Source organism: Melioribacteraceae bacterium (genome assembly GCA_035362835.1).
In the GTDB taxonomy this organism is placed as follows: Bacteria; Bacteroidota; Ignavibacteria; order Ignavibacteriales; family Melioribacteraceae; genus DSXH01.
In genome coordinates this window covers 1,214,936-1,238,368 of the sequence record DAOSDY010000001.1, presented here as the reverse complement: position 1 = coordinate 1,238,368, position 23,433 = coordinate 1,214,936, and the positions used below count along the sequence as shown (strand labels likewise).

At 39.6% G+C, this 23,433-nt stretch carries 24 protein-coding genes; 7 read left to right on the top strand and 17 right to left on the bottom strand.

What is annotated here, in order from left to right; genetic code table 11:
• On the top strand, positions 1 to 690 hold the full coding sequence (locus PLZ15_05225; protein HOI29145.1) for a redoxin domain-containing protein: 690 nt from the start codon (positions 1 to 3) through the stop codon (positions 688 to 690).
• Between the two features lie 53 nt (positions 691 to 743).
• On the opposite strand, the gene uvrB is transcribed toward PLZ15_05225, so the two are convergent.
• Both uvrB and PLZ15_05215 read right to left on the bottom strand, forming a co-directional pair.
• Positions 744 to 2,759, bottom strand: a complete 2,016-nt coding sequence (uvrB, locus tag PLZ15_05220) for an excinuclease ABC subunit UvrB (GenBank protein ID HOI29144.1) — start codon at positions 2,757 to 2,759, stop codon at positions 744 to 746.
• Positions 2,760 to 2,771: 12 nt separating this feature from the next.
• Positions 2,772 to 3,119, bottom strand: a complete 348-nt coding sequence (locus PLZ15_05215; GenBank protein HOI29143.1) for a hypothetical protein — start codon at positions 3,117 to 3,119, stop codon at positions 2,772 to 2,774.
• A gap of 165 nt (positions 3,120 to 3,284) precedes the next feature.
• Between PLZ15_05215 and PLZ15_05210 the strand changes: the two genes are divergently transcribed.
• Genes PLZ15_05210 through PLZ15_05200 form a run of 3 tightly spaced genes read left to right on the top strand, consistent with a single transcriptional unit; the run spans position 3,285 to position 5,077 of the window.
• Positions 3,285 to 4,124: a DUF3078 domain-containing protein gene (locus PLZ15_05210; protein ID HOI29142.1), complete on the top strand. Its 840-nt coding sequence runs from the start codon at positions 3,285 to 3,287 to the stop codon at positions 4,122 to 4,124.
• A gap of 34 nt (positions 4,125 to 4,158) precedes the next feature.
• Positions 4,159 to 4,617, top strand: a complete 459-nt coding sequence (locus PLZ15_05205) for a SufE family protein (protein HOI29141.1) — start codon at positions 4,159 to 4,161, stop codon at positions 4,615 to 4,617.
• Between the two features lies 1 nt (position 4,618).
• Positions 4,619 to 5,077: a copper resistance protein NlpE gene (locus PLZ15_05200; protein HOI29140.1), complete on the top strand. Its 459-nt coding sequence runs from the start codon at positions 4,619 to 4,621 to the stop codon at positions 5,075 to 5,077.
• A gap of 17 nt (positions 5,078 to 5,094) precedes the next feature.
• On the opposite strand, the gene PLZ15_05195 is transcribed toward PLZ15_05200, so the two are convergent.
• From PLZ15_05195 to PLZ15_05165, 7 genes are all read right to left on the bottom strand, one after another.
• Positions 5,095 to 5,751: a dienelactone hydrolase family protein gene (locus PLZ15_05195; protein HOI29139.1), complete on the bottom strand. Its 657-nt coding sequence runs from the start codon at positions 5,749 to 5,751 to the stop codon at positions 5,095 to 5,097.
• Complete coding sequence (locus PLZ15_05190) at positions 5,744 to 6,097, bottom strand: hypothetical protein (protein ID HOI29138.1); 354 nt, start codon at positions 6,095 to 6,097, stop codon at positions 5,744 to 5,746. The genes PLZ15_05195 and PLZ15_05190 overlap by 8 nt, the downstream gene beginning before the upstream one ends.
• 2 nt (positions 6,098 to 6,099) lie before the next feature.
• Positions 6,100 to 7,059, bottom strand: a complete 960-nt coding sequence (locus PLZ15_05185; protein HOI29137.1) for a ring-cleaving dioxygenase — start codon at positions 7,057 to 7,059, stop codon at positions 6,100 to 6,102.
• Positions 7,060 to 7,073: 14 nt separating this feature from the next.
• Positions 7,074 to 7,523 carry a MarR family transcriptional regulator gene (locus PLZ15_05180; GenBank protein HOI29136.1) on the bottom strand — a complete coding sequence of 150 codons (450 nt, stop codon included), beginning with the start codon at positions 7,521 to 7,523 and terminating at the stop codon, positions 7,074 to 7,076.
• Positions 7,523 to 8,110: a YceI family protein gene (locus PLZ15_05175; protein ID HOI29135.1), complete on the bottom strand. Its 588-nt coding sequence runs from the start codon at positions 8,108 to 8,110 to the stop codon at positions 7,523 to 7,525. Before PLZ15_05175 ends, PLZ15_05180 begins: the two co-directional genes overlap by 1 nt.
• Positions 8,111 to 8,315: 205 nt before the next feature.
• Positions 8,316 to 8,975: a TrkA family potassium uptake protein gene (locus PLZ15_05170; GenBank protein HOI29134.1), complete on the bottom strand. Its 660-nt coding sequence runs from the start codon at positions 8,973 to 8,975 to the stop codon at positions 8,316 to 8,318.
• A 9-nt stretch (positions 8,976 to 8,984) separates the two neighbouring features.
• Positions 8,985 to 10,319, bottom strand: coding sequence for a TrkH family potassium uptake protein (locus PLZ15_05165; GenBank protein ID HOI29133.1), 1,335 nt, complete (start codon positions 10,317 to 10,319; stop codon positions 8,985 to 8,987).
• A 261-nt stretch (positions 10,320 to 10,580) separates the two neighbouring features.
• On the opposite strand from PLZ15_05165, the gene PLZ15_05160 reads away from it, so the two are divergent.
• Together PLZ15_05160 and PLZ15_05155 are read left to right on the top strand one after the other, a co-directional pair.
• The gene (locus PLZ15_05160) at positions 10,581 to 12,149 is read left to right on the top strand and encodes an ATP-binding protein (GenBank protein ID HOI29132.1); all 1,569 of its coding nucleotides are present in this window, start codon (positions 10,581 to 10,583) and stop codon (positions 12,147 to 12,149) included.
• 5 nt (positions 12,150 to 12,154) lie between these two features.
• Entirely contained in the window at positions 12,155 to 12,850 is a 696-nt protein-coding gene (locus tag PLZ15_05155) for a response regulator transcription factor (GenBank protein HOI29131.1), read from the top strand.
• Between the two features lie 38 nt (positions 12,851 to 12,888).
• On the opposite strand, the gene PLZ15_05150 is transcribed toward PLZ15_05155, so the two are convergent.
• Both PLZ15_05150 and PLZ15_05145 read right to left on the bottom strand, forming a co-directional pair.
• The gene (locus PLZ15_05150) at positions 12,889 to 14,580 is read right to left on the bottom strand and encodes a M20/M25/M40 family metallo-hydrolase (GenBank protein HOI29130.1); all 1,692 of its coding nucleotides are present in this window, start codon (positions 14,578 to 14,580) and stop codon (positions 12,889 to 12,891) included.
• Between the two features lie 66 nt (positions 14,581 to 14,646).
• Positions 14,647 to 15,561, bottom strand: coding sequence for a cation diffusion facilitator family transporter (locus PLZ15_05145; GenBank protein ID HOI29129.1), 915 nt, complete (start codon positions 15,559 to 15,561; stop codon positions 14,647 to 14,649).
• 64 nt (positions 15,562 to 15,625) lie between these two features.
• Here PLZ15_05145 and dgt point away from each other — a divergent pair, with 64 nt between their 5' ends.
• Positions 15,626 to 16,894, top strand: a complete 1,269-nt coding sequence (gene dgt, locus PLZ15_05140) for a dNTP triphosphohydrolase (GenBank protein ID HOI29128.1) — start codon at positions 15,626 to 15,628, stop codon at positions 16,892 to 16,894.
• 28 nt (positions 16,895 to 16,922) lie between these two features.
• Here dgt and PLZ15_05135 read toward each other — a convergent pair whose 3' ends face one another.
• From PLZ15_05135 to PLZ15_05110, 6 genes are all read right to left on the bottom strand, one after another.
• A complete protein-coding gene (locus PLZ15_05135; protein HOI29127.1) occupies positions 16,923 to 18,143 on the bottom strand; it encodes a 4-hydroxy-3-methylbut-2-enyl diphosphate reductase in 1,221 nt (406 codons plus the stop codon).
• A 51-nt stretch (positions 18,144 to 18,194) separates the two neighbouring features.
• The gene (locus PLZ15_05130) at positions 18,195 to 19,037 is read right to left on the bottom strand and encodes a DUF2911 domain-containing protein (GenBank protein ID HOI29126.1); all 843 of its coding nucleotides are present in this window, start codon (positions 19,035 to 19,037) and stop codon (positions 18,195 to 18,197) included.
• Positions 19,038 to 19,132: 95 nt separating this feature from the next.
• On the bottom strand, positions 19,133 to 19,504 hold the full coding sequence (locus PLZ15_05125; GenBank protein HOI29125.1) for a hypothetical protein: 372 nt from the start codon (positions 19,502 to 19,504) through the stop codon (positions 19,133 to 19,135).
• A gap of 63 nt (positions 19,505 to 19,567) precedes the next feature.
• Positions 19,568 to 20,851 (bottom strand): T9SS type A sorting domain-containing protein, encoded by a 1,284-nt coding sequence (locus PLZ15_05120; protein HOI29124.1) that lies wholly within the window; start codon positions 20,849 to 20,851, stop codon positions 19,568 to 19,570.
• 134 nt (positions 20,852 to 20,985) lie between these two features.
• Positions 20,986 to 22,206: a T9SS type A sorting domain-containing protein gene (locus tag PLZ15_05115; protein HOI29123.1), complete on the bottom strand. Its 1,221-nt coding sequence runs from the start codon at positions 22,204 to 22,206 to the stop codon at positions 20,986 to 20,988.
• An 11-nt stretch (positions 22,207 to 22,217) separates the two neighbouring features.
• Entirely contained in the window at positions 22,218 to 23,309 is a 1,092-nt protein-coding gene (locus tag PLZ15_05110) for a T9SS type A sorting domain-containing protein (protein ID HOI29122.1), read from the bottom strand.
• Positions 23,310 to 23,433: the final 124 nt, after the last annotated feature.

Sequence of the window (23,433 nt, the reverse complement as noted above, 5' to 3'; positions counted from 1 at the left end):
ATGAAATCGATTAAATTAATTTCGTTTCAATTTCTGTTTATCATGGTTGCCTTTTCCTATACTTATATAAATGCTCAGCCGGCGATGCTTGAAAAGCAAATGGCGGATTTTACAATGCCATCTATTGACGGCAAGAGTGTCTCCCTCTCGGATTACAAAGGGAAAAATGTTCTGCTAGTTTTTCCAAGGGGCTACGCGGCAGAAGGAAGATGGTGCTCCATTTGTAATTACCAGTATGCTCAATTACTTGAACTCGAAAAACGGACCAAAGGAAAATTCGATCTTCAAATACTCTATATATTCCCGTACAGCGAAGAGACCACGCACGCATGGATCGATTCTTTTCCGGAACAGCTAGCTTTAATAGAGGATATGAAAAATCCTAAAGATGAAAGCGATGCAAGCAAACGTAGGGCTGAATTCGCAAAGAGCTATTTCACAGAGAAGTATGAATTCAAGAAGGGGGAGGTTCCTACTCCATTTCCGATACTGATTGATTCATCGCGTACCGTATCCAAATCCCTTCGCCTATTTATGAATGAATGGGGCGGGTCTAAGGTTGATCAGAATATTCCCGCGGTTTTTCTGATTGATAAAAACGGTGTTCTGAAATTTAAGTATGTGGGACAATCTACAACCGATAGACCGGGTGTAAATTATTTAATTAAGGTAATGGATTCATTATTATAATTGGAATATGTGGATTTGATAGAGCTGGTTAAACCCGGTAATTACCGACGGGATTATTTAACCAGCTTTTTCATTTTTTCAATTTCGTCCCTGAGGAAAGCCGCTCTTTCAAACTCAAGATCCCTGGCGGCGGTAAGCATTTCATCCGTCATCTGTTCTATCAGTTCCTCTTTCTGTTCTTTTGTCATAAAGCGCACAACCGGTTCGGCAACTTTAAGGAATTGAGCTTCCTCTTTTTCATAATCCTTCTTTCTAACATCAGCAATAGATGTTGAGGAAAGAATCTCTTCAACACTTTTAAAAATGGTCTTTGGAGTAATGCCGTGTTCTTTGTTGTATTCCTCCTGTAACTTTCTGCGTCTATCCGTTTCCTGAATTGTTTTACGCATCGATTCAGTAATCACATCGGCATACATCATTACTTTCCCGTTTACATTTCTGGCGGTTCTGCCGGCTGTCTGCATAAGCGATCTCTCACTCCTAAGAAAACCCTCTTTATCAGCATCCAGAATTGCGACAAGTGAAACCTCGGGCAAATCCAGTCCCTCGCGCAAAAGATTAACGCCGACAAGAACGTCAAAGTCTCCGATCCGAAGGTCCCTAATTATTTCAACTCTTTCAAGTGCGTCGATATCACTATGAATATATCGGACTTTAATTTTCAATTTATCCAGGTAATCGGAAAGATCTTCGGCCATTTTTTTAGTAAGTGTGGTTACAAGAGTTCTTTCATTTTTTTCAACCCGTTTTCTGATCTCCCCTATCAGGTCGTCAATCTGACCTTTAATAGGTCTTACTTCAATTTCGGGATCAAGCAGCCCGGTCGGACGAATAACCTGCTCAACAAAAACGCCGCCGCTTTTGGCGAGTTCATAATCGGCAGGAGTTGCGCTTACATATATCACCTGATTGGTTAATGCATCGTACTCTTCGAATTTAAGAGGACGATTATCGAGAGCGCTCGGAAGCCTGAATCCGTATTCAACAAGAACCTCCTTCCGGGAACGGTCGCCGTTATACATCCCCCTTATCTGCGGAACAGTTACATGCGATTCATCAATAATCAGCAGAAAGTCTTTAGGGAAATAGTCGAATAAACAGTATGGTCTTGAACCAGGCGGGCGGTTATCCATATGCCGCGAATAATTTTCTATGCCGCTGCAATACCCTATCTCCCTCATCATCTCAATATCGAACTTAGTGCGCTGTTCAAGCCTCTGTGCTTCCACATATTTCTCCTGCGCCCAGAAATATTTTAACCGATCCCGAAGCTCCTCATCAATTGATTGAATTGCTCTGTTAACCTGCTCCTTGGTGGTAACGAAATATTTTGCCGGATAGATTGGGGCGGATTCTACCTCGCTTATAACATTACCGGTTATAGAATCGATAATTGAAATTCTCTCAATCTCATCACCCCAGAATTCAACCCTTACCGCCTCCTCATACTGATAAGCCGGAATTATTTCCACTACATCGCCCCTCGCCCTAAAAGTTCCTCTGGAAAAATCGGCGTCGTTCCGGACATAATAGATATCTATCAGATTCCTTAATAGTTTTTTTCTTTCAATATATTCTCCTTTATGCAGAAAAAGGATCTGGCGGGCATACTCGTCGGGGGCTCCGATACCATAGATGCATGAAACACTCGCAACAATAATCACATCGCGTCTTCCTTCTATCAGCGATGTTGTTGCTTTAAGGCGCAGGCGGTCAATCTCTTCGTTAACAGAAAAATCCTTCTCGATGTAAAGATCCCGCTTAACAACATATGCTTCCGGCTGATAATAATCATAATAGCTGATAAAAAACTCAACAGCATTATTTGGAAAGAAGGATTTAAATTCGGAGTAGAGCTGTGCGGCAAGAGTCTTGTTGTGAGAAATTATAAGCGTGGGGCGGTTTAGCTGCTGAATCACATTAGACATTGTATAAGTCTTACCGCTGCCGGTAACACCGAGCAGAGTCTGGTGCTTTACCCCCCGGTTAAGTCCTTCTACAAGCTCATTAATTGCTTTGGGCTGATCGCCTGCGGGTTTGTAATTCGATATTAATTCAAAAGCCGGCATATAAATTTTTTACTAATTTCTCAGCGTTACTGAAGCTGCGTGGAAATAATCTGCGTGAAGATGTCCCCTCAGAGTCACCCGGCTTGTAACATCCATTCCCGGTGGTAGCGTTAAAGGACCTACAACTTTTACAACCTGTCCGGCTCCGTCTTCAACGTAGAAGACTGTACCGCCGGAATTTTTATCCTGTAAAAATCCCCTCTCGGGAAGAACCTTTACAATTATATCCCGATTTGCGTTGCTGTTCGTATCAAAATCGGAAAAAAGTCCGAGATCGTCCTTGGGGCTGAAATATAGGAAGTAGAGCGTGGCTAATACAGCCAGGATAAGAACAGGAAGAATTAGTTTTTGTACTTTCATACTTTCCCTTTTTACTATTTGTTAAAGCGTGAATTGCAATATATAAAAAAGGGAGAATACGGGATAAAAAAATCGATACCGGAAAAATTTTAGCTGGCTGTAAAGAATAAACATAAAAGTTATTCTTATTTTAAAGCAGTAAATATTTGAACCATGGAGACACTTATGAAAAAAATAATATTATTATCTCTGATAACCGCCGTTTCTTTAGTTAACGGACAGGAGGCTGATTCCATAAAGGGGAAATGGGATCCCTCTTTAACAACGGGACTTGGAATCAGTCAGATTGCTTTCAGCAACTGGGTAAAAGGCGGTGAAAATTCAATTGCGTGGACATTGATCGGTGATTTTTTGCTTAACAAGGAGAGCAAACCCTGGTCGTTTAAAAACCAGATAAAGGCCCAGTACGGAAGAGCCAAGATCGGAGAGGATACATACCGGACAACTACAAACGATCTATATGTAGAAAACCTTGCCAGTTACAATCTCGGTTGGGCGGTAAGTCCGTTTGCTTCTAATGCCATCAGAACCCAGGTTTCAAAAGGATTCGATTATAAAAAAACCGACACGCCGAATATTTCCGATTTTTTCGACCCCGGTTACATAACACAAACGATCGGTTTTACATATGATAGATTTTCGAATATTGTTACCCGTTTCGGTATCGCGTTTCAGGAGGTAATAACGAATAAATTCACGCAGTATTCGGACGATCCCGCCACGCCTGAAATAGAAAAATTCAAGTTTGAAACCGGCATTGAATCTGTCACCGATATTGCGCTTGAACTCGATACAAATCTGAAATGGAAAAGCAAGGTCCGTTTCTTTTCACGTTTCGAAAGTCTGGACGTTTGGGATGTCTTGTGGGATAACACCGTAACCGGCAAAGTAAATTCCTGGCTCAGCGTAAACTTTACATATATTCTTCTGTATGAAAAAGCACAGTCGTTAAGAACTCAAATGAAAGAAGGATTGCAAATAGGAATTACTTACACGCTCTTATAATAAACAGTATTAACAACTATTGTAGCTAAACAAGATGACTATACATAGAATTCAGGAAGAAATAATAAAAGAATTTGAGCAGTATATTGAGTGGGAAGACAGGTATAAAAGAATTATTGAAATAGGAAAGGAGCTTCCCCCTCTTAATGAAACTCTGCGGACAGAAAAATATAAACTTGCAGGATGCCAGTCTCAGGTCTGGATAAATGCAAAATTAGAAAACGGAAAGATCTATTTCGAAGCTGATAGTGACGCTTCGATTGTTAAGGGATTAATTGCACTTTTGATAAGAGTCTATTCCGGCCATACTCCGGAGGAAATACTGGAGAATCCTCCCGATTTTTTCAGGCGAATTGGAATCGACAGTCATCTCTCCCCAACAAGAAAGAACGGCCTTTCGGCTATGATGAAACAGATTCAGATGTACGCTCTGGCTTTTAAAGCGCTTAATAAAAAAAACCAGGGCGACAATATTAATCAGCAGGGAGGTTGATATGAAACTGAATGTCAGTATCCTTTGTGCGGCAGTAATATTTATATCGTTCGGGTGTAACTCGGGAGAAAAAAACAACAGCTTGCAGAACAGTAATTTTGAGTTCGAGCAGACATATATTCCGCAAACAATCTCAGACTCAATCGACTGGGCAGGAACTTACAAAGGGATTCTGCCATGTGCCGACTGCGAAGGAATTGAAACAATGCTGGCAATTACCGAGGAGATGACTTTCCATATAAAAACAAGATATCTAGGTAAAGACGAAACAGTTTTTGAACAGAAGGGTAATTTTTTGTGGAACGAAGAGGGGGATAAAATCATAATAAACGAAAAAGGGGGTTATAAAAGAAGTTATCTTGTCGGTGAGGATTATCTTATTCAGCTTGATTTAGAGGGGAACAGGATAACCGGCGAGCTTGCCGACAAATACTATCTGAAGAAAGAAATTAGAAAGTAGTTTAGAAACATTGCTTTCTACAAATTTCTGTTTCCCAGCAGGTTTCTTACAAATTCGATTTCGTCCATATTGATTGTGTGACCCATTCCATTATAAATTCTTTTGGTAACATTCGCATTCATTTTTCTGAAAACATTTTCAGTTTCATTAACGCGTTCAACGGGAATGTGGGGATCAACATCACTGCAGCCGAGAAATATTTCAGAGTTATCAAAGCTCCCGCCGTAATTTCTAGGTGTGCCTGGCGGACCAATCAATCCTCCGCTTAGACCAAAAACGCCCCCAAACTTTGCGGGATTTCTTGCGGCATACTCCAGACTTAAACACGCGCCCTGAGAAAAACCGAGGAGGAAAATTCTATCGGTTGAAAAACCTTTGCTTAACAAATCATTTATAATGGAATCAATCAATTCGAGTCCGGAGGTTATTCCCGGTTCATTCATTTCTATTGGTGACAAAAAGCTGTAAGGATACCAGGTATTCATATTGGCTTGAGGTGCAATGTATGCAACATTTCCCAAACCAAGTTCATCAGCTATGGTTAAAATACTTTCTGCTGAAGCTCCGCGTCCATGAATCATTATCATTGAGGCGTCAGCATTTTCAAGCTTCTTCCCTTTATGATAAATCGGTTGATCCTGATGCGGTCCCTTTATTTTTTCCTTTTTATTCATCTATTGTAATAAAAATTGATCTTCTGAGTTTGCCGTCAATACTTTTTGTTTTATGACCCCGTCCTGAAACATCTTCAACTAAAAGTACGTCGCCGGATTTAAATCTTCTTCTTTCACCACTTCCATTTTCTATTTCTATTTCTCCGTCGAGGAGAATAATAAACTGTTTTTGAGGTGCCGGATGAAAGTCGTAATTATAATCACCGTCGGTTTCTCTAAACATTAGATCTTTTACTTTAATTTTATTCGAGAGCCGTCCAATCATTCCGTTATCAAATAATTCATAATCAATAATATCGAAATGCGTTTCGTTATCTTCGCCGGTATATAAACGAGTTACCTTCATAACTAATTCTGCTTTACAAAACTTTTGGTTCTCAGTGGAATTAGAATCTGCTCAATTAATTTTCTTTTCGGTTCATGCCAAGGCGGGAGCTTCAGCTCGCTGCCGAGTGAATCAAAGCTTTCATCAACCATAAATCCCGGACCATCAGTTGCTATTTCAAAAAGAATTCCTCCCGGTTCGCGGAAGTAGATCGAGTGGAAATAGTTTCTGTCAACCATTTCTGTCGGATGCAGTCCATATTCAATGACCTTATTTCTCCAGTTATTCTGCTCTTCATCATTTTCGGTACGCCATGCAATATGATGAACCGTTCCGGCACCGCTTAAACCGCGGGATGTATTTTCGTCTTCGTAAAGATCAATAAAGGCTTTGCTGGAATCCTTCCCGAAAGAATAACGCTTTGTATTCCCCTCTTTTGCTACAAAACTGGCGCCCATTACATTTTTTAGCAGTTCTTCAGATTTGTAAGTGCTCTTCAGATAAAAATTAATGCTGAAAAACTTTCTGATCGAATTCTCTGCGGGTATTTCTCCGTTATTCCAACCGATTATTTTATCAGCGTCCGGATCCGCAACAATTTCGATTTTCATTCCGTCGGGATCGAGAAGACTAATATATTTATAGCCGAATTTTTCAGACGGGCCGTCGAAATCCACAGCAAGATCCGCCAGCCTGTTGATCCAGAAATCGAGGGAACGGGATGGAACGCTGAAGCTGACGGTAGTTATTTCCCCGGTACCGCGTTTTCCTCGCCGCGCGTCCGGAAAAGGAAAGAAAGTAAGAATTGTTCCCGGAGAACCGACTTCGTCACCATAATAAAGATGATAAACATCCGGTGCGTCGAAATTTACAGTTTTTTTAATGAACCGCATTCCAAGAGTCTGAGTATAAAAATCGTAATTTGCCTGCGGATCGCCAGCCATTACGGTAATATGATGAATTCCGTTTATTGCCTTTTTCATTCTATTGTTCCTTTCTAACCGCGAAGCTTATCTAACAGCTCGTTAAGTGTCTTTACTTCTTCGCTGTTTAATCCTTTGAATAATTTATTGAAGCGGTCTTCAATTCTATCCATCTCTTTCAACAGGGCGAGCCCCTTTTCGTTTATCTTTACTTCAACGCGGCGCCTGTCATTTGGACAAATTTCTCTTTCAACAAGTCCCTTCTGTTTAAGTCGTTCAACCAGTCGGGAAGCGTCCGACATTTTATCGAGCATTCTATCTTTCAGCAGATTCACAGAAGCCGGATTGGGATGCTGTCCCCTTAATATCCGGAGTATATTGTACTGAGGCCCGGTAATTCCGAACTTCTTGAAATATTTGGACTGATGGTTCATAAACCAGCCGTGAGTATAAATCAGATTCACGGCCAGTTTATGAAAATCGTTTTTAAATTTCTTCTGAGTGATTTCTTCTTCCAATTTCATTATGATTTTTTAACCAATTGTAAATCAATTATTAATTCAACTTCTTTACCTACTACAAGCGCTCCGGTCTCAATAGCCGTATTCCATTTAAGGTTGAAATCGAATCTATTGATCTCACCGGTAACTTTAAATCCTGCTTTTGTATTTCCCCACGGATCTTTTACCATTCCGTTATATTTCACATCCAGTTCGACTTCTTTAGTGACGTCGCGGATTGTAAGATCGCCTACGAGTTTATACTTGTTGTCGCTAGCCTTTTTCATAGCTTTTCCTTTAAAGGTCATTTGGGGAAATTTTTCGGCGTTAAAGAAATCGTCAGAACGTAAATGCTTGTCTCTTCCGTCATTATCAGTAAATATGCTGCCTGTATTGACTGAAAAATCGATATTGGCTGTTGAAAAATCGTCCCCTTTGGTTGTAACTTTTGCATCATATTCTTTGAAGAAACCATCTACGTCAGTTATAACAAGGTGACTAACCGAGAATCCAACTTTAGAGTGGGATTTATCAATTCCCCAGTTTGTTTGAGCGGAAATTGCAGTTGCTGTGAAAATTAATAATGCTGCCAAAAGATTTGTTTTTTTCATTTTACTTCTCCTTTATATTAATAAATGATGTTGTCACGTTTAATGTTACAACATATAATATTGCGGCAGGGTTCCCTTACAAAAAATTATTTTTGATTATTGTGTTTTTGAATTAAAAACGCGGTTTTGGAGTAGGCTTTTTGAAATACCCTTTCAAAAAAGTAGTGTGGGAGGTGGTGGTGTATTAGTACCTGGGCCGGACCGACTACAAAAACCTTTTCAGCCTGTCAATATCATCATGTTTGCCCATAAGAATTAAAGCAGTGTCCGGCAAGAATTTGTAGGAAGCATCCGGAACCGGAACCATCTCATCATGCAGGATATTTTTAACTGCAATTATTGTCACATTGTATTTCTTTCTTAAATCAAGTTCGCCAATATTTTTTCCGATAAAACTATCCGGCAGCGCTATTTCAACTATACTATACTCGGGAGCCAGGGATATTTGATCTATAAGCGTGGGAATAGTCAGCTTTCTGGCAAGTCGAATCGCCGATTCTTTCTCCGGAAATATTATTTCTGTAGCTCCAATGGACCGGAATACTTCGCCTCTAAGTTCATTCATAGATTTTACTATAATCTGTTTTACCCCGATTTGTTTTAGATGAACGATTGTAAGTATCGTCGCCTCCATATAACTTTCACCCATACCTAAAATTGCCGAATCAAAACCTCCATCCACAAATTCATCCAGTGAGTTTTTATCCATCGCATCTACAACAACCGATTCAGTAACCAGGTTTTTAATCCGGTCAATTATTTTCTTGTCGGAATCAATTGCAAGTACCTGGTGACCCTGCTTTGCAAGTTGTACAGCAACGTTAAATCCGAAGGTTCCCAAACCAATTACAACAAATTGTTTCATTTTACTCTCCTAACCTGTTAAAATATTGCCTTGCGGATATGAATATTTAATAGACTTGATTTTTCCAATGAGTGAGTATCCGATTGCAAGTGGACCAATACGACCGACTATCATTGTGATTATTATTAATAATTTCCCTGAACTTGAAAGTGTGGGAGTAATTCCCATTGAAAGTCCAACCGTACCTAATGCCGAGGCGGTTTCAAATGTTACTTGAAGAAGTGAATAATTCTCGGTTACTAACAACAAACTAATTATTGTGATGAGATAAAAAAGAGATATAAATGTAATCGCAATCGCTTTATTAACCGTTGATTCGCCTATCGAGTGTTTGAACGCAGTTACTTCGTTTCTGTTAGTAATAACTTTTTTTAAGAACAGGATAACAATTCCAAAGGTGGAGGTTTTAATTCCTCCACCCGTGCTTCCCGGGGATGCGCCGATAAACATTAAAAGAACAAGAATCAGCAAACTTATTATCTTCATGCTTCCGATATCTACAGAATTAAACCCGGTTGTTGAAGAAGCAGATATTGTTTGAAATGATGCAGTAAGTATTCTATCCGAAACAGAAAAACTTTTACCATTACTCGCTTCGGTAAAGAATAAAATCACAGTTCCTAAAAACATCAAAACAAAAGTTACCACTAGTACTGTTTTTGTATGGTCGGATAATTTAACGGGTCTTTTTCCTTTAATTACATTTACGCAATATTCAAAGAGATCATACAAAACAAAGAATCCTATTCCGCCGGCAATGGTAATAATAGCAATAATAATATTTGCAGTAAGACTTCGGTAATACGCCATAAAACTATCCGCGTATAATGAAAAGCCGGCTGTACAGAAAGCTGATATCGAGTGGAAGATTCCGGAATAAGCTGCATTAACAAAATCTTGTTTATCAAGAAAAACTATAGTAAGCACCAAAGCGCCAACAACCTCAAAAGTTAGTGTAAAAAGGATAACAGCTTTGACGAATTTTTTAATTTCCAAGCCGCCCGGACGTGCAATCGATTCATTAAATATTTGTTTACCATTAAGAGAAAATCTATAGCCGGCAGATATGGCAATAAATGCAACAAATATCATATACCCCAAACCGCCAATTTGGACGATTATAAGTATTACAGTCTGTCCAAAAGTTGAATAATGTGTACCCGTATCAACAACACCAAGTCCCGTTGTACTTAGAGCTGATGCCGAGGTGAATAATGCGTCGAGAAAAGATGTACCGCTTTTATCTTGCGTAGAGAAGGGCATACAAAGTATAAGCGCCCCCAGCAATGCAATTACAACATATCCAATTGAAAGAAGCTGAACCGGTGTAATTCTTTTTTTCATTTCTTGTAGTTATAATACCAATTAAATGACAGGCTCTAAAATGTATTTTGGATTATGATTTCCAAATAATCCCGAAATTCCTTACAAAATCTTTATACCGGCCAAATTCTTTTTATACTTTCTTTACATACTTATTCAAAGTTTATAAATATTTTATGCCCGGCAATAATTTATTTACAGCACTTTAATAAACGGTTGATTAGTTTTAATAGCGCTGATACGATGGCTGTGTGTTTTAGATAATCATGGGAGGAAGGTCCGATGAAAAAAACAGACAACTACAAGCTAAATAATTCGTGGACAATCTCGCTTTATAGGGGATTTATTTCCCATTCAAAAAATATCTGGACCGCGCCATTATCCAAATACTTTCTTTCCGCACTAATTATATCGATTTCCGGATTCACCCTTAATTTAATAAGTCCACACGTTGGCTATCAATCAATCTCGCTTATATTTTTGTTTATTGTATCTCTTTTGCCGTTGCTAAAATTTAAGCCGGGACCGATATTTCTTGCCGCTGTTATGAGTGCTCTCATCTGGAATTTTTATTTTATACCGCCTTATTACACTTTCCGTATCGGCAAAGTTGAAGATGGGATGATGTTTATAATGTATTTTGTTATTGCTACTGTTTCCGGTTTACTCATTTCCAGAATACGAACACAACAGGTTTTAATAAACCAGAAAGAGCGAAGAACATCCGCACTTTACAATTTAACGCGGGATCTCTCTTCCTCCAGATCGCTAGATGAAGTTACCGCTTACGCCATAAACCATTTAAAATCAACTTTTCATGCGGAGGTTGTATTTATTTACTCCGGGAATGAAAAATATCTTAACGATAGAGCACATAATTCAAGTACATTTATTATTGATGATGCAGAGCGTAATATCGCACAGATCGCTCTTCTTAGCTCGGAAAAAGTTGGAAAGTTTACTCGGAATGTGTCCTCCATTTCACCGATTACATACCTTCCTCTGTTTACCACGAACAGGAATTACGGCGTTGCCGGCTTACTTTTTCCTGAAGGTTACACAATTGAGCCCGATGTTGAATCCCTGCTCGATACTTTTATTGCGCAAATAAGCGCCGCGGTAGAGCGCGAATATTTAACGGATTTAGCAAAGAATAATTTGATAATTGCCGAGTCAGAAAAATTATACAAAACACTGTTCGATTCAATTTCCCACGAGCTGAAAACACCAATCACCACAATCATTGGCGCAATAAGTTCGCTTAAAGACGATAAGATATTCAGCAACAAAAAGATTATCACTCAATTAATTGATGAAGCCGGCATTGCTTCAGAACGACTTAAACGTCTTGTTGAAAATCTATTAGATATAACGCGCCTTGAAAGAGGAAATTTAAAACTCAAGCAAGAGTGGCATTCAATTTCCGATTTAATAAATTCTTCCATCAGCAGAGTTGAGACAGAAAGTCAATCCCGTAAAATTAATTGTGATATTGGAGAAGAAATAGGGATGCTGAATTTTGATTATCCGCTTCTTGAACAAGCGCTAATAAATATACTTCACAATTCCATTGAATATACATCGTCCGAATGTAAAATTGATGTTACGGCCAAAAGAAAATCCGATTTACTAATTATAACCATCTCCGATAACGGCATGGGTTTTCCAGAAAATGAAATTAAGAATCTATTTACAAAATTTTACAGGATCCCCGGAACGAAAGCGGGCGGAACCGGACTTGGTCTTTCTATCGCAAAAGGATTTATTGAAGCACACGGCGGTACAATAAAAGCTCAAAACCGTCCTGGCGGCGGCGCGGAATTTATAATTTCACTTCCAATAAATTCATAAACAATATGACATCGCAAAACGTAATAGCAGTAATTGATGATGAATCCCAGATAAGAAAAATATTATCGATTACACTCGAAGCAGAGGGATTCAAAGTTATTGACTCTCCGAGGGGCAGAGACGGAATTGTATCCGTTGCGAACAGCCACCCACAATTAGTTATTCTCGATCTTGGCTTGCCCGATGAAGATGGATTTACCGTTCTAAAAGAGATTCGCACCTGGTCCAATGTTCCAATAATAATTCTATCGGTTAGAAATTCGGAAGACGATATTGTTAAAGCCCTTGAGCTTGGGGCCGATGATTACGTTACCAAACCATTTAACACTTCGGAACTAATAGCCCGAATACGCGCAAACATCAGAAGAACACAGCAACCCGATAATCAATCTGTTATTGTTAATGGCAAAATTAAAATTGATATTTCAAAAAGACTCATCTTTAAAAACAACACGGAATTAAAAGTAACAAACACGGAATATCTCCTGCTTTTTCTTTTTTTTAGAAATCTTGACAAGGTCTTGACACACAATTTTCTTTTAAAGGAAATATGGGGGCCTGTTCATTCGGAGGATTCTCAATACTTAAGGGTATTTATAGGACAGATAAGAAAAAAGATTGAAGAGGATCCTGCTCACCCGGAATATATAATTACAGATTCCGGTGTAGGTTACAGAATGAAAATGATAGACGGAAAATAAAATCAAAAGGGACACTGTAACGTGCCCCTTTACAGTAATTATTTACCTGTCTTAATATTCGTTTCGGAATTTGCAAATTCCCAGACAGCGAGAAATCCCATTTTAATAATCTTCGTCATCTTCTCGAAATCAATTTTTTCAACATGATCGGTTGGCTGATGATAATCGGGATGCATTGCAGCCATAACTCCATATACCGGAATATCCTTAGCTGAAAATGATGAGAAATCCGATCCGCCCGAAGGACGCTTAGAGGGATTGAATCTGATCTCGAGGCCGAGATTATAATCTTTGTTTGCTTTATCAACAACTTCTTTGAGAGCCGGAAAATCTTCTGAATACTGGATTCCAAGTTTTACCCCCTTAGTATCGTCCTCAGAATTTCTTCCTATCATATCATAATTCAGATTAAGAATAAGGTCCTCCAGCGGTTTAAACTTGTTAACAAAGTATCTCGAGCCGAGCAGTCCTTTTTCCTCGCCAGTCCAGCATGCAAAAATAACGGTGCGTCTCGGCTTAACCCCCGATTCAGCAAAAGCCTTTGCAATAGTCATTACTCCCACAGTTCCGGATCCATTGTCGTCGGCTCCATTCCAGATGAAACCTTCATTAATTCCAACGTGATCGTAATGACCCCCAACTACGATAACTTCATTCGGGTTTTCTCCTTCAATCATGCCAAGGACATTTCTTCCTCTTACAACTTTTGTTTTAACATTTGTTTTAATAAATGCGCTCTTTCCTTTAATTTCTTTCGCGCCGGATTTGAGTTTTTCAGCGGCTTCCTTTTCATATTTTTTTATATCAATACCGCTTCCTTTCAATATCTCGTGAGCAATCCTTTCGCTTACCGTAATAACATTCAAGCCTGTACGTAGAGTATCCTCGGGTATTCCAATCCTGATGGACGTGCCCGCGGTTAATCTCTTATCGCGCTCATAAAACGGCGTATTGTATCTAAACGGATAATTAACAACAGCGCCCTGAGTCATATCCGCACCGATATTATAGTCGATTACTCCAACGGCTCCGAGCTTCTCAATAATATCATTCCGTGAGCGCAGGTAACTCATGAGCATCATTCGATCGTTAAGTTTCAGTTTTTTATAAGCCGCCGAACTTGTATCGCGCATACCCGGTATTCCCGATATCCGGAAAACAATCTTTCCTCTAACATCCACACCCTTAAAGTCATCATACCCGGCTTCTTCGCTTTTAAATCCGTATCCGACAAATACGATTGGACTTTCCAATTCAACTCCAACCCCAGAAGGAGTAAGTGAAAAATCCGTTCTATAAGAAAAAGTTATTCTTTTCTTAGAGACGCCGTCATTTACTGCTATACCGAAGGTTTGATCGTCAACCGGTTCCGAAGCAAGAAAATTAATATTCTGGAAATATGATCTCGTTCCCTGCGGAGCGGATGACTGACCCGGCAATTGAAACTGCGCCCTTCTACCGCGTCCTGCCTGAGCATATTCAAAATCGCCTGCCGGTTTAATTCCATACAATTTGAACAAGCCGGCAAGGTAATCGCCGGCAAGGAATTCCCCCTTCGTGGTTGCCTCTCTTCCCTCCATCCAGTCGGATGCAAGAAATTCGAGCTGCGCCTGAATTATCTCCTTATTAATAGTTGCAAGACCTTTTTCAACAGACGTGGTCTGCCCAAACGATACCGAAAAACCCGATAAAATAACGAATAGTGAAAAAATAGATTTTGCTGTTTTCATTTATTCCCCGTTGTTTAAGTGAAATGAATTTCAATATTAGAGGGTTCCAGCCAATTATTGGTTTAATTATGTGTGCTGTTTTATAAGACCGACATCCGGGCATTGATTACATTCGAATTGCAGTGTAATATGTTCGATCCCGAATTTATCGTGAAGGCGCGACTCGATTTTTAATCTTAGCGAATCGCTTTCACTTATCTTCATATCATTAACATTTACATGGGCTTCAAGATGAATATCCCCGTCGCCAACCATCCACAGGTGAATATGGTGGATGTCCTGAACCTCTTCAAATTTTTCCACCTCTTTTTGAATCTCCTCAATCTTAATACCTGTTGGTGCTCCTTCCATAAGTACATGAAGCGCCTCCCCAAGAATAACAAAACTCTCTTTTATTATATACAGGCCTATTAATATTGTTAGAAGCGGGTCAATCCAGTTTATCTTCCAGACGGCGATTGCAATTCCTCCAACAACGACAGCAACGGAAGAGACAGTATCTCCCAGCAGATGAAGATACGCCGACCGGATATTCATACTCGAACGCGAATCCCTTTTAAGAAGAAGCATTGCGGCCAGATTTGCGGCCAGACCTATTGCTGCAACAATCCCCATAATGCCGGGATTAATTTCACCCGGCTCCAGAAATCTTTTAAAAGCTTCATAAAAAAGATAGATGCAGATCCCGATCATAGTGGCAGAATTGATCAGCGCAGCTAAAATCTCCGCGCGTTTAAGTCCGAAGGTGTGTTTATGAGAATTTTCCTTCGATTTTAATTTTAGAGCAATATAGCTGATTATTATCGAAATACTGTCGCTGAAATTGTGAAGCGCATCGGATATAAGCGCAAGGCTTCCGGAAATTATTCCGCCGATTAATTCCGCAATAGTAATTATAAAATTGAGCATTATTGTCAGAATCAGCCGGCCGCCCGTCGAATTTATATTCCCGCTATTATTGTGTGAATGACCGTGTGCCAAATAAATTTTAGGACTATTATTTATTAAATTAATGTTGTCTTTTACAAAAATGTGAATGATCGAGATGAAAAACAAATTCTATACTGATTGGGATCTTGAAAGAATTAAGTCTAGCCGAAGGAACGACGACTACCGTTCTCCATTTCAGATCGACAGAGACCGGATTATTCACTCCTCGGAATTCCGACGGCTTCAGGGAAAGACACAGGTCTTCCTGCCTGGTGAATACGATTTTTACAGAACCCGGCTTACGCATTCTATAGAAGTCGCTCAGATCGGCCGGTCTATATGCAATTATCTACGCTCCTCGTGTGCCGACTGCCTGTCGGACGAATTCTACGTTGATCCCGATCTTGTAGAATCGATCTGTCTTGCTCACGACCTCGGGCATCCGCCGTTCGGACATGCGGGCGAAAGAACTATAAACAAATTAATGAATGCTTACGGCGGGTTCGAGGGAAATGCACAGACACTTAGACTGATAACAGAAACGTTTTACAGGTCCGAGGACTCCAGGCGCGGAATGAATCCCACAAGGGCTTTTCTTGATGGAATTCTGAAATACAAAGCGCTATTTAAAAATTTCAAAAATCCTGAAAATCATTTTATATACAACGATCAGAGAAAATACATTGAGTTTGTTTTCGGGAAGAAGGGTTACAGCCGGGATTTTTCCACTCCCAAAGAATTAAATAAATTCAGAAGCATCGAGTGCCAGATAATGGATTGGGCTGATGATACAGCCTACGCCGTTAACGACCTTGTAGATAGTATCTCCGGGGGATTTATAACAATTGCAAAACTGGTTCAATGGCAGAAACAGAATAACCTTAGCGATAATCAGAGCGAGATTGTAAATGAAATGATTGAGTGGATTAAGTCCGGTAAATTCAAACCGAAATTCGGTATTCAAATCGGCGACTTTGTAAAAGCCTGCAGCCTTAGAAAAAGAAAAACGTTCCTTGATAACCTTACAAACCGTTACAGCCTCGAACTTAAAATTTCAAAAAACGTCTTTGAAAAGGCCGAATTATATAAAAGAATTTCAGTTGAGCTGGTCTTCCGTTCCCCGCAGCTTCATCAGATGGAATATAAAGGGAAATATATGATCGGTAAAATGTTCGATCTGTTCAAAGAGAACTATATCGATTCTACCGGAAAAATGAAACTGTTGCCGGAATTTACAGACAGGATAATACGCGGAGAAAAAAACAAGGTTCAAAGAGCCCGGCTTGTTTGCGATCAGATAGCCGGAATGACCGACTCGTATGCTATGCGAACATACAGGCGCCTGTTCGATCCCGACTACTCTTCTATTGCTGATTTAGTATAACAGCGATTGGTGATTGTAGTTGATGATTTTACTGAAGGCTGCGCAATACTTCTTTTACATCGGCGCTGTTTTCAAAAAATCCGATCAGTTTGTTCAAAACATCATCTACAATTGAATCCGGGCAGGAAGCTCCGCTGGTTACGGCAATAACAACCGGTCGATTTAAAGGGAGAAAGTTTTCGGTTATCCTTTCAGAATGCGTGGAAAGGTCGTAATGCAAAATCCTGCTGTCCGATATAATTTTATCCGCTTCCGAAACAAAGTAGGTCGGGAATTTATCCTCCAGCAATTCGACAAGGTGCGACGTATTGGAACTGTTATATCCTCCCACAACAATTGCCAGGTCTGCTTTCTCATTCATTAAACCCAATGTTGCCGACTGATTGTCGTTAGTTGCGTAGCAGAGGGTATCCCGTGTATCAGCAAAATGTTTTTTAATATTTCCCAGACCGAATTTTTCAATCATTGTTTGCCGGATTAAATCTGCAATGGCCTCTGTTTCGCTCGCAAGCATTGTCGTTTGATTTACAACTCCCACCTTGATCAGATCTTTTTCAACATTAAACTCATTTGAATATTTCCCGCGAAAAAACTGATAGAACCGGTCTGTTGGAAATTCACCCGAAATAATTTTGCACAAAAACCGGGTTTCTTCAATATCCCGGACAATTACGGATGGAGAGTTCAGCGTGCTGTGAGAAAAAGTTGCTCTGGTTTCTTCGTGTTTATGTTTGCCGTGAATAATAATCGTGTAATCTTCCTTGCCGATTGATTCGGCGCGGTTCCAGACTTTTTCTACAAACGGGCATGTCGTATTATATTTAACCGTATCAATTCCTTTTTCTTTAAGAAGATTCTCTATTTCGATAGTTGTTCCGAAGGCCGGAATAATCACAATATCATCTGAATTTATTTCGTTCCACGGAATAAACTGCTTGCCGTAATTATCCATTATAAATTTAATTCCACGGCTGTTCAGGTCTTCATTCACATGGGGATTGTGAATCATTTCGCTCAGCAGAAAAATCCGTTTACCCGGATTTTCATTAATAGTCCTGTATGCAATCTCAATAGCGTTTTCAACGCCGTAGCAGAAACCGAAGTGGCGGGCGATCAAAAAAACCACGGGGCCGAAATCGAGCCGGGTAGGTTTAAAATCTTTTTTCCTCGGATCTTCATTCTTTCGAAGCTCTTTGATTTGAGAAATAATCGAGCTTTTATAGTGTGCAGGGATATCGAATTTTTTCATTTTCTAATATTAATTGACTTTAAAACAGAACACATTTAGCTTCGAAAAAATTCACATGCTGCTTTTTATCTGTTTTTCAAGGAAATCGACCTGAGAAAAAAACGAATCCCAGTTTTTATCGGTTCTTCCTACTTCGCGGCACTTTTCAATTGTTCTAAGAGCATCTACATACTTTTTCTGTGCAAAAAGAATTTTTGCTTTAAAGAAATAAGAAACATATCCGCCCCCGTACAATACAGCTTTATCGGCCCAGCCAAGAGCTTCGTCCAGAAATACTTCCTTTTCGGCTGCAAATTTAACGCAGGCATTATATACAGAAGGATCCTGAGGACTTTTATTAATCGCTTCTTTCATTTTCAGATAGGCCTGGCTTGCTAAATCGGATGTAACATTAAAAGAGATCTGAATATTTTCCCAGTTCATTAATACAAGGCACGAAGCATCGGAGATTTCGGAAAAACAGAACTGAAGCTGTTCAACAAATCGGGATTGGGCCGGTTTTACGGAAAACCTGATGTAATCGTGCTCGGGCTTATAACTTAATCCCCAAATTTTAGAGTCGTTGTTTAAAATCAGTATCCAATCTCTTTCTGTAGGAATTATAAAGAAGGAATAGATTCCAGCTGCAACTTTATTTCCAGCAATTGTTACATCGGTAGTAAACTGTATTGTGGTTGCCTCGTTTGCTCCAGCTCTCCAGACTTTATCGTACGGTACCAGGGCGCCCCAAATTTTTCTGCTGTGAACCGAAGGACGGCTGTAATTTATTGTGATTGTTGTATATCCGAACATCTGCGAAACGGTTGCCTGGGGACTTACCCTGGGTGGTTCGAACTGGGCAGTCACTGTTAATACGAACAGAAAAAATAACGAGATCGTTAAATACTTTTTCATTTCATTATCCCGACTAAATTTATTGATTTTCGCGGTGTATAAACCGTTGCTGAAAGTTAATGAAAGACGGCAAACAAATCTAATCATTAATATTTCTATATATTGTCGAACCTTTTACTAAACATTTTGTGGGCGGATAAAGTCAGCTTGGCGAGATGTTGGAATAACTCTTTGTCGTATTCCTTAAAATTAAAACACGATTTCCCCTGCATTCTTTTTTTAAGAGGAGAGGGAATTTCCTTTACAAGCTCCGGATACATATAAACCGGCATCAGATGGTAACTAACATAATTCTTCTTAATATGAAGCGAGGCGAACCAGAGCTCTTTCTTAAACTTTTCTGAATAGGGTCCGATTAAATAATAATTTTCCTTACCTTCGTCTTTAACGTTCATCCCGTTTTCAAATTTTTTCAAAATCTTTTTCAGCTCGGTATAGACATTTAGGAATTTATTTCCTGAATTCATTGTGATTTCCCTCTCCGGTTTGTAATAATCAAAAAGGGCTGATAAAATCAGCCCCTTTAAAGATTACTTAATTAAAATCATTTTTTTCACACTGTTAAAACCGCCGGAAGTCAACCGGTAGAAATAAACGCCGCTTGACAATTCTCCCCCGTCAAATTCATAGGAATATTTTCCAGCAGTGAATTCGTTGTTTATCAGTTCTTTCACTTCTCTTCCGAGCGAATCGAATATTTTTAATGTTACATGCTGCAATTCAGGTATCGAAAACTCGATCTTAGTAACCGGGTTAAATGGATTGGGGTAATTCTGATTAAGAAAATATTCCGACGGCAGTTCGTCAATTTTGTTAATTGATGCCGCAATTTGAACAGGTATTTTATATAGCCCGAATGGAACTATGCCCGCCGAAAAATGATAAAGGAACGCGTAAGAAGAATTTATTGCCAGGTTGTAAGTTTCAACCTGATTACCGGGGGGAAGTCCAGATCCAACTTTCTGCCATGAATCACCATTATTATCGGACTGATATACATCCTGGTTCCCGTCAGCAAGAACAATTGAAATAAACAAACTGTTACCACTGCTTTGAATCTCCCTTATGGTGGGTGGCTGATTAGACATTAACGGAAGGCCTGTCTGAATTTTTACCCAGCCGCTTAAATTTTCGGGCATTCTAACCAGCCCAACATTTGAGTAACCGAAGAAATACCCATTGAAATAATATACACCCCGCAGTTTTCCCGATACGGAAAGATCGGGATTTAATTGAGTCCATGATGTTTTGGCCTCGTTCGATACAAAAGCGCCGTCGATCGTACATGTATAAAGCCACCTGCTTCCGGACGACGCTATGTCAGTCCCGCCCAGTATTTTAACATTATCTACAACAACCTCTGTCCACGAATTGCCCTTATCGGAGGATTTAAAAAATGATGATCGGTCCGTTACCGCAAACAGCTCATTGCTGTTAAAAGTAAGGTTAATAATATTTGCATTTGCCGGAGGTGTTATTTGAGAGGATGTTTGCGCCCAATTCGCTCCATTATCGTTTGAAAAGTAGAAAGCATAGCGGTTGCTGCTTTGCAGGTAGACCATAGCTACAATGCTTGTTCCCGCGCTAACCATATTTTTTACCGTAGCTTGAAATGAGGATGTTATCTCGGTCCAGGTGTCACCGTTGTTTGAGGACCGGAAAGTCTGTGTCCCATAATGAAATAAATAGTTTCCGTGCATCATGAGCTTTCCGGTATTAGAAAGATTCCTTTCGAGTATTTTCTGCCACTGAGCATTTACAGGCGAAATAATCAACATAAAAAGGACTGCGAGAATACTTACTTGGTTTTTCATCTTCTTACCCGACAATTTTTAAGTTAACAAAAATAAAATTATTAAATTTTTTCAACAGTTAATATTCAATTCTATCATCAATTATCCTCAAAGTCATTTCTGTTAGAAATGCAACTAATTCGCTATTTCATTTATTACTTTATCAGCATCATTTTTTTTACATCACTGAAATTTGCCGTACTCAGTTTGTAGAAATAAATTCCGCTCGACAGATTCGATCCGTCAAATTCAAAACTGTAGCTGCCCGCACTTAATTCCCGGTTTACCAAGTAGGTTATTTCTCTTCCGGTTAAATCATATATTTTCAGCGAAACTAATTGTGTTGTCGGAATTGAAAAGCTGATTCTTGTCGCCGGATTAAACGGATTAGGATAGTTCTGTGATAGAGAGAATTCTGTCGGGAGCTCTCCGGAATTTTCTTCTATAGACGAGATTACATCCGACAAGTTTCTTTTATATACTGTTCCCGATGACGAGGCGGCATACAGGAAACCTCCGTCGATTATAATTGATCTGATACTCGTGCTTGACGGTAGGCCGGTGTTGATTTCGCTCCATGAAGACCCTGCGTTACTTGTTTTGAAGACACCTCCGTTTTCGGTACCCGCAAACAGAACCTCACCGCTAACAGCAAGAGCGTTTACATTCCTGTATGTCAAACCAGTGTTTACGGTTTTCCAGTTTTTCCCATCATCCGTTGAAAGAAAAACTCCATCCAAAGAGCCTGCATAGAGATTTTTTCCGCCTGAAGAATTCGGGGTTTCTGCAAAAGCTTTAATTGTCGTGTTCGAAGTAACTACACTCGTCCAATTTAACCCGTCATTGGTTGAGCGGTATATGTAAGGTCCGATCCCTAGAAGCAGCGATGAATCTGTTCTATACAGGGCGTTTGCAATGTTAGAAATAGCAAGTACATTACTCCAGCTTGAGCCCCCATTTAAAGATGTAAATACGCCACCGCCTCCAGAGCCGGCAACAATGTTATTGCCCGAAAAAATCAAAGCGTATATATAGGGCACGTTTATTCCGCTTCCGGCTGTACTCCAATTGTTTCCGTTATCGCTTGAGATAAAGACACCGTTACCATATGTACCTGCTAATATTTGACTTCCGTTTCCAGCAAGAGAATATACTTTTAAATTAGTAAGGCCTGCATTACTCTGACTCCAGTTCTGATCAGCATTATTAGACACATAAACACCGCCGTCAACGGTTCCCACAATTAACGCGCTTCCGTTTTTAATCATGGTTCTTATTTCCTTACCGAAAGAATTGTTAAGCTGTGTCCATTGCGCATTTATCAGACCGGAAATTAACAACAGGGTTAAAAGTGTTCTTGTATAAATTTTTTTCATTTATTTTCTCCTTATTTAATTAAAATCATTTTTCGCGATTGACTTAAAGGCCCCGCATTCAAACGATAAAAATATATACCGCTCGACAAACCGGATCCATTGAAGTCAAGGCTGTATAAACCTGCGTTTAACTCCTGATTTATTAAAGATAAAATCTCTCTACCGGTTACATCATAAACCTTCAACGAAATAAATTGACTAGAAGGAATTGAAAAGCTGATCTTTGTTGTCGGATTAAACGGATTTGGATAGTTCTGCAATAAAGCAAATTCTGAAGGTATTGTTCCTGATGATTGAATGCTTGTGGGATTTTCACTTGTCCCATCGCCACTTGACCAGGTCACCTGCTCAATTTGAACGACTCCGGTATTCGACTGATTTTCTTTAACAGAAACTGTAACGGTTTCACCAGTCCTGGTTAAGAACTGATAGTTAACGGTCGTTGTTGTTGATCCCTGCTGGGTTGTGATTGATGTTGTTTCTTTCAACCGAAGACAGCTCAGCAGCTTTCCCCCCGGTAATTTCATTTGACCGTAAGCATCCACAATATAACTTCGGTTAACCGTGTTAGTAAGCGTCGTTGTAAACTCCCCGAATTGAGTTTTAACAACCGAAATTACTTCCTGCTGGGTCTGTTGTGAATTCGTTGAGTTAAATGTTAAAGGTAAATTATATAATACCTGAGCGGGATTGTATTTTATTTTTGTTGTTGTTCCGGCCGAAGCAACATTGGTTCCGGTTCCATTCAATAGATAAGATGAGGTTACTGAATTATAAACCCATGTGTTTGAAGTAGTCCCCATGTAAGTATTTTCGGAGTTGGATGCAAAGCCGGCTCCGCTAAAATCTGAAACATACGCTGACGAACCGACGGTTTTACTGGTGGTTACAAACGTATGTGTAGAAACAAGGTTACTGAAATCCCAGCTTGAGGCCCCGGTTGTTCCGATATCAATTGTTTGTGTGTTCTCATCCCAGTAGGTAGTATAGGATCTGCCGAGAGCCAATACCAAGCTAACGTCGGAAGCAGAGATTGAAATTTGTGAATTCGCGGTTGTTAGGTAAAGTGTAAATAAACAGAATAATGTATAGGCTTTTTTCATAAATAGTCTCCTTTAATTAATAAATACAGGTTTGATTGAGAAAACATTATTAATCAGCTCTTTAGAGATTTTGTTTGAATTGAAGTCGGTTTTATTTAACCGGCAGAATATGGATTACCGGAGC

What these genes read in the sequence shown, in the direction of transcription:
- PLZ15_05225 (HOI29145.1), top strand. Translation starts at nt 1, where the DNA reads ATGAAATCGATTAAATTAATTTCGTTTCAATTTCTGTTTATCATGGTT.
- uvrB (HOI29144.1), bottom strand. Translation starts at nt 2,759, where the DNA reads ATGCCGGCTTTTGAATTAATATCGAATTACAAACCCGCAGGCGATCAG.
- PLZ15_05215 (HOI29143.1), bottom strand. Translation starts at nt 3,119, where the DNA reads ATGAAAGTACAAAAACTAATTCTTCCTGTTCTTATCCTGGCTGTATTA.
- PLZ15_05210 (HOI29142.1), top strand. Translation starts at nt 3,285, where the DNA reads ATGAAAAAAATAATATTATTATCTCTGATAACCGCCGTTTCTTTAGTT.
- PLZ15_05205 (HOI29141.1), top strand. Translation starts at nt 4,159, where the DNA reads ATGACTATACATAGAATTCAGGAAGAAATAATAAAAGAATTTGAGCAG.
- PLZ15_05200 (HOI29140.1), top strand. Translation starts at nt 4,619, where the DNA reads ATGAAACTGAATGTCAGTATCCTTTGTGCGGCAGTAATATTTATATCG.
- PLZ15_05195 (HOI29139.1), bottom strand. Translation starts at nt 5,751, where the DNA reads ATGAATAAAAAGGAAAAAATAAAGGGACCGCATCAGGATCAACCGATT.
- PLZ15_05190 (HOI29138.1), bottom strand. Translation starts at nt 6,097, where the DNA reads ATGAAGGTAACTCGTTTATATACCGGCGAAGATAACGAAACGCATTTC.
- PLZ15_05185 (HOI29137.1), bottom strand. Translation starts at nt 7,059, where the DNA reads ATGAAAAAGGCAATAAACGGAATTCATCATATTACCGTAATGGCTGGC.
- PLZ15_05180 (HOI29136.1), bottom strand. Translation starts at nt 7,523, where the DNA reads ATGAAATTGGAAGAAGAAATCACTCAGAAGAAATTTAAAAACGATTTT.
- PLZ15_05175 (HOI29135.1), bottom strand. Translation starts at nt 8,110, where the DNA reads ATGAAAAAAACAAATCTTTTGGCAGCATTATTAATTTTCACAGCAACT.
- PLZ15_05170 (HOI29134.1), bottom strand. Translation starts at nt 8,975, where the DNA reads ATGAAACAATTTGTTGTAATTGGTTTGGGAACCTTCGGATTTAACGTT.
- PLZ15_05165 (HOI29133.1), bottom strand. Translation starts at nt 10,319, where the DNA reads ATGAAAAAAAGAATTACACCGGTTCAGCTTCTTTCAATTGGATATGTT.
- PLZ15_05160 (HOI29132.1), top strand. Translation starts at nt 10,581, where the DNA reads ATGAAAAAAACAGACAACTACAAGCTAAATAATTCGTGGACAATCTCG.
- PLZ15_05155 (HOI29131.1), top strand. Translation starts at nt 12,155, where the DNA reads ATGACATCGCAAAACGTAATAGCAGTAATTGATGATGAATCCCAGATA.
- PLZ15_05150 (HOI29130.1), bottom strand. Translation starts at nt 14,580, where the DNA reads ATGAAAACAGCAAAATCTATTTTTTCACTATTCGTTATTTTATCGGGT.
- dgt (HOI29128.1), top strand. Translation starts at nt 15,626, where the DNA reads ATGAAAAACAAATTCTATACTGATTGGGATCTTGAAAGAATTAAGTCT.
- PLZ15_05135 (HOI29127.1), bottom strand. Translation starts at nt 18,143, where the DNA reads ATGAAAAAATTCGATATCCCTGCACACTATAAAAGCTCGATTATTTCT.
- PLZ15_05130 (HOI29126.1), bottom strand. Translation starts at nt 19,037, where the DNA reads ATGAAAAAGTATTTAACGATCTCGTTATTTTTTCTGTTCGTATTAACA.
- PLZ15_05125 (HOI29125.1), bottom strand. Translation starts at nt 19,504, where the DNA reads ATGAATTCAGGAAATAAATTCCTAAATGTCTATACCGAGCTGAAAAAG.
- PLZ15_05120 (HOI29124.1), bottom strand. Translation starts at nt 20,851, where the DNA reads ATGAAAAACCAAGTAAGTATTCTCGCAGTCCTTTTTATGTTGATTATT.
- PLZ15_05115 (HOI29123.1), bottom strand. Translation starts at nt 22,206, where the DNA reads ATGAAAAAAATTTATACAAGAACACTTTTAACCCTGTTGTTAATTTCC.
- PLZ15_05110 (HOI29122.1), bottom strand. Translation starts at nt 23,309, where the DNA reads ATGAAAAAAGCCTATACATTATTCTGTTTATTTACACTTTACCTAACA.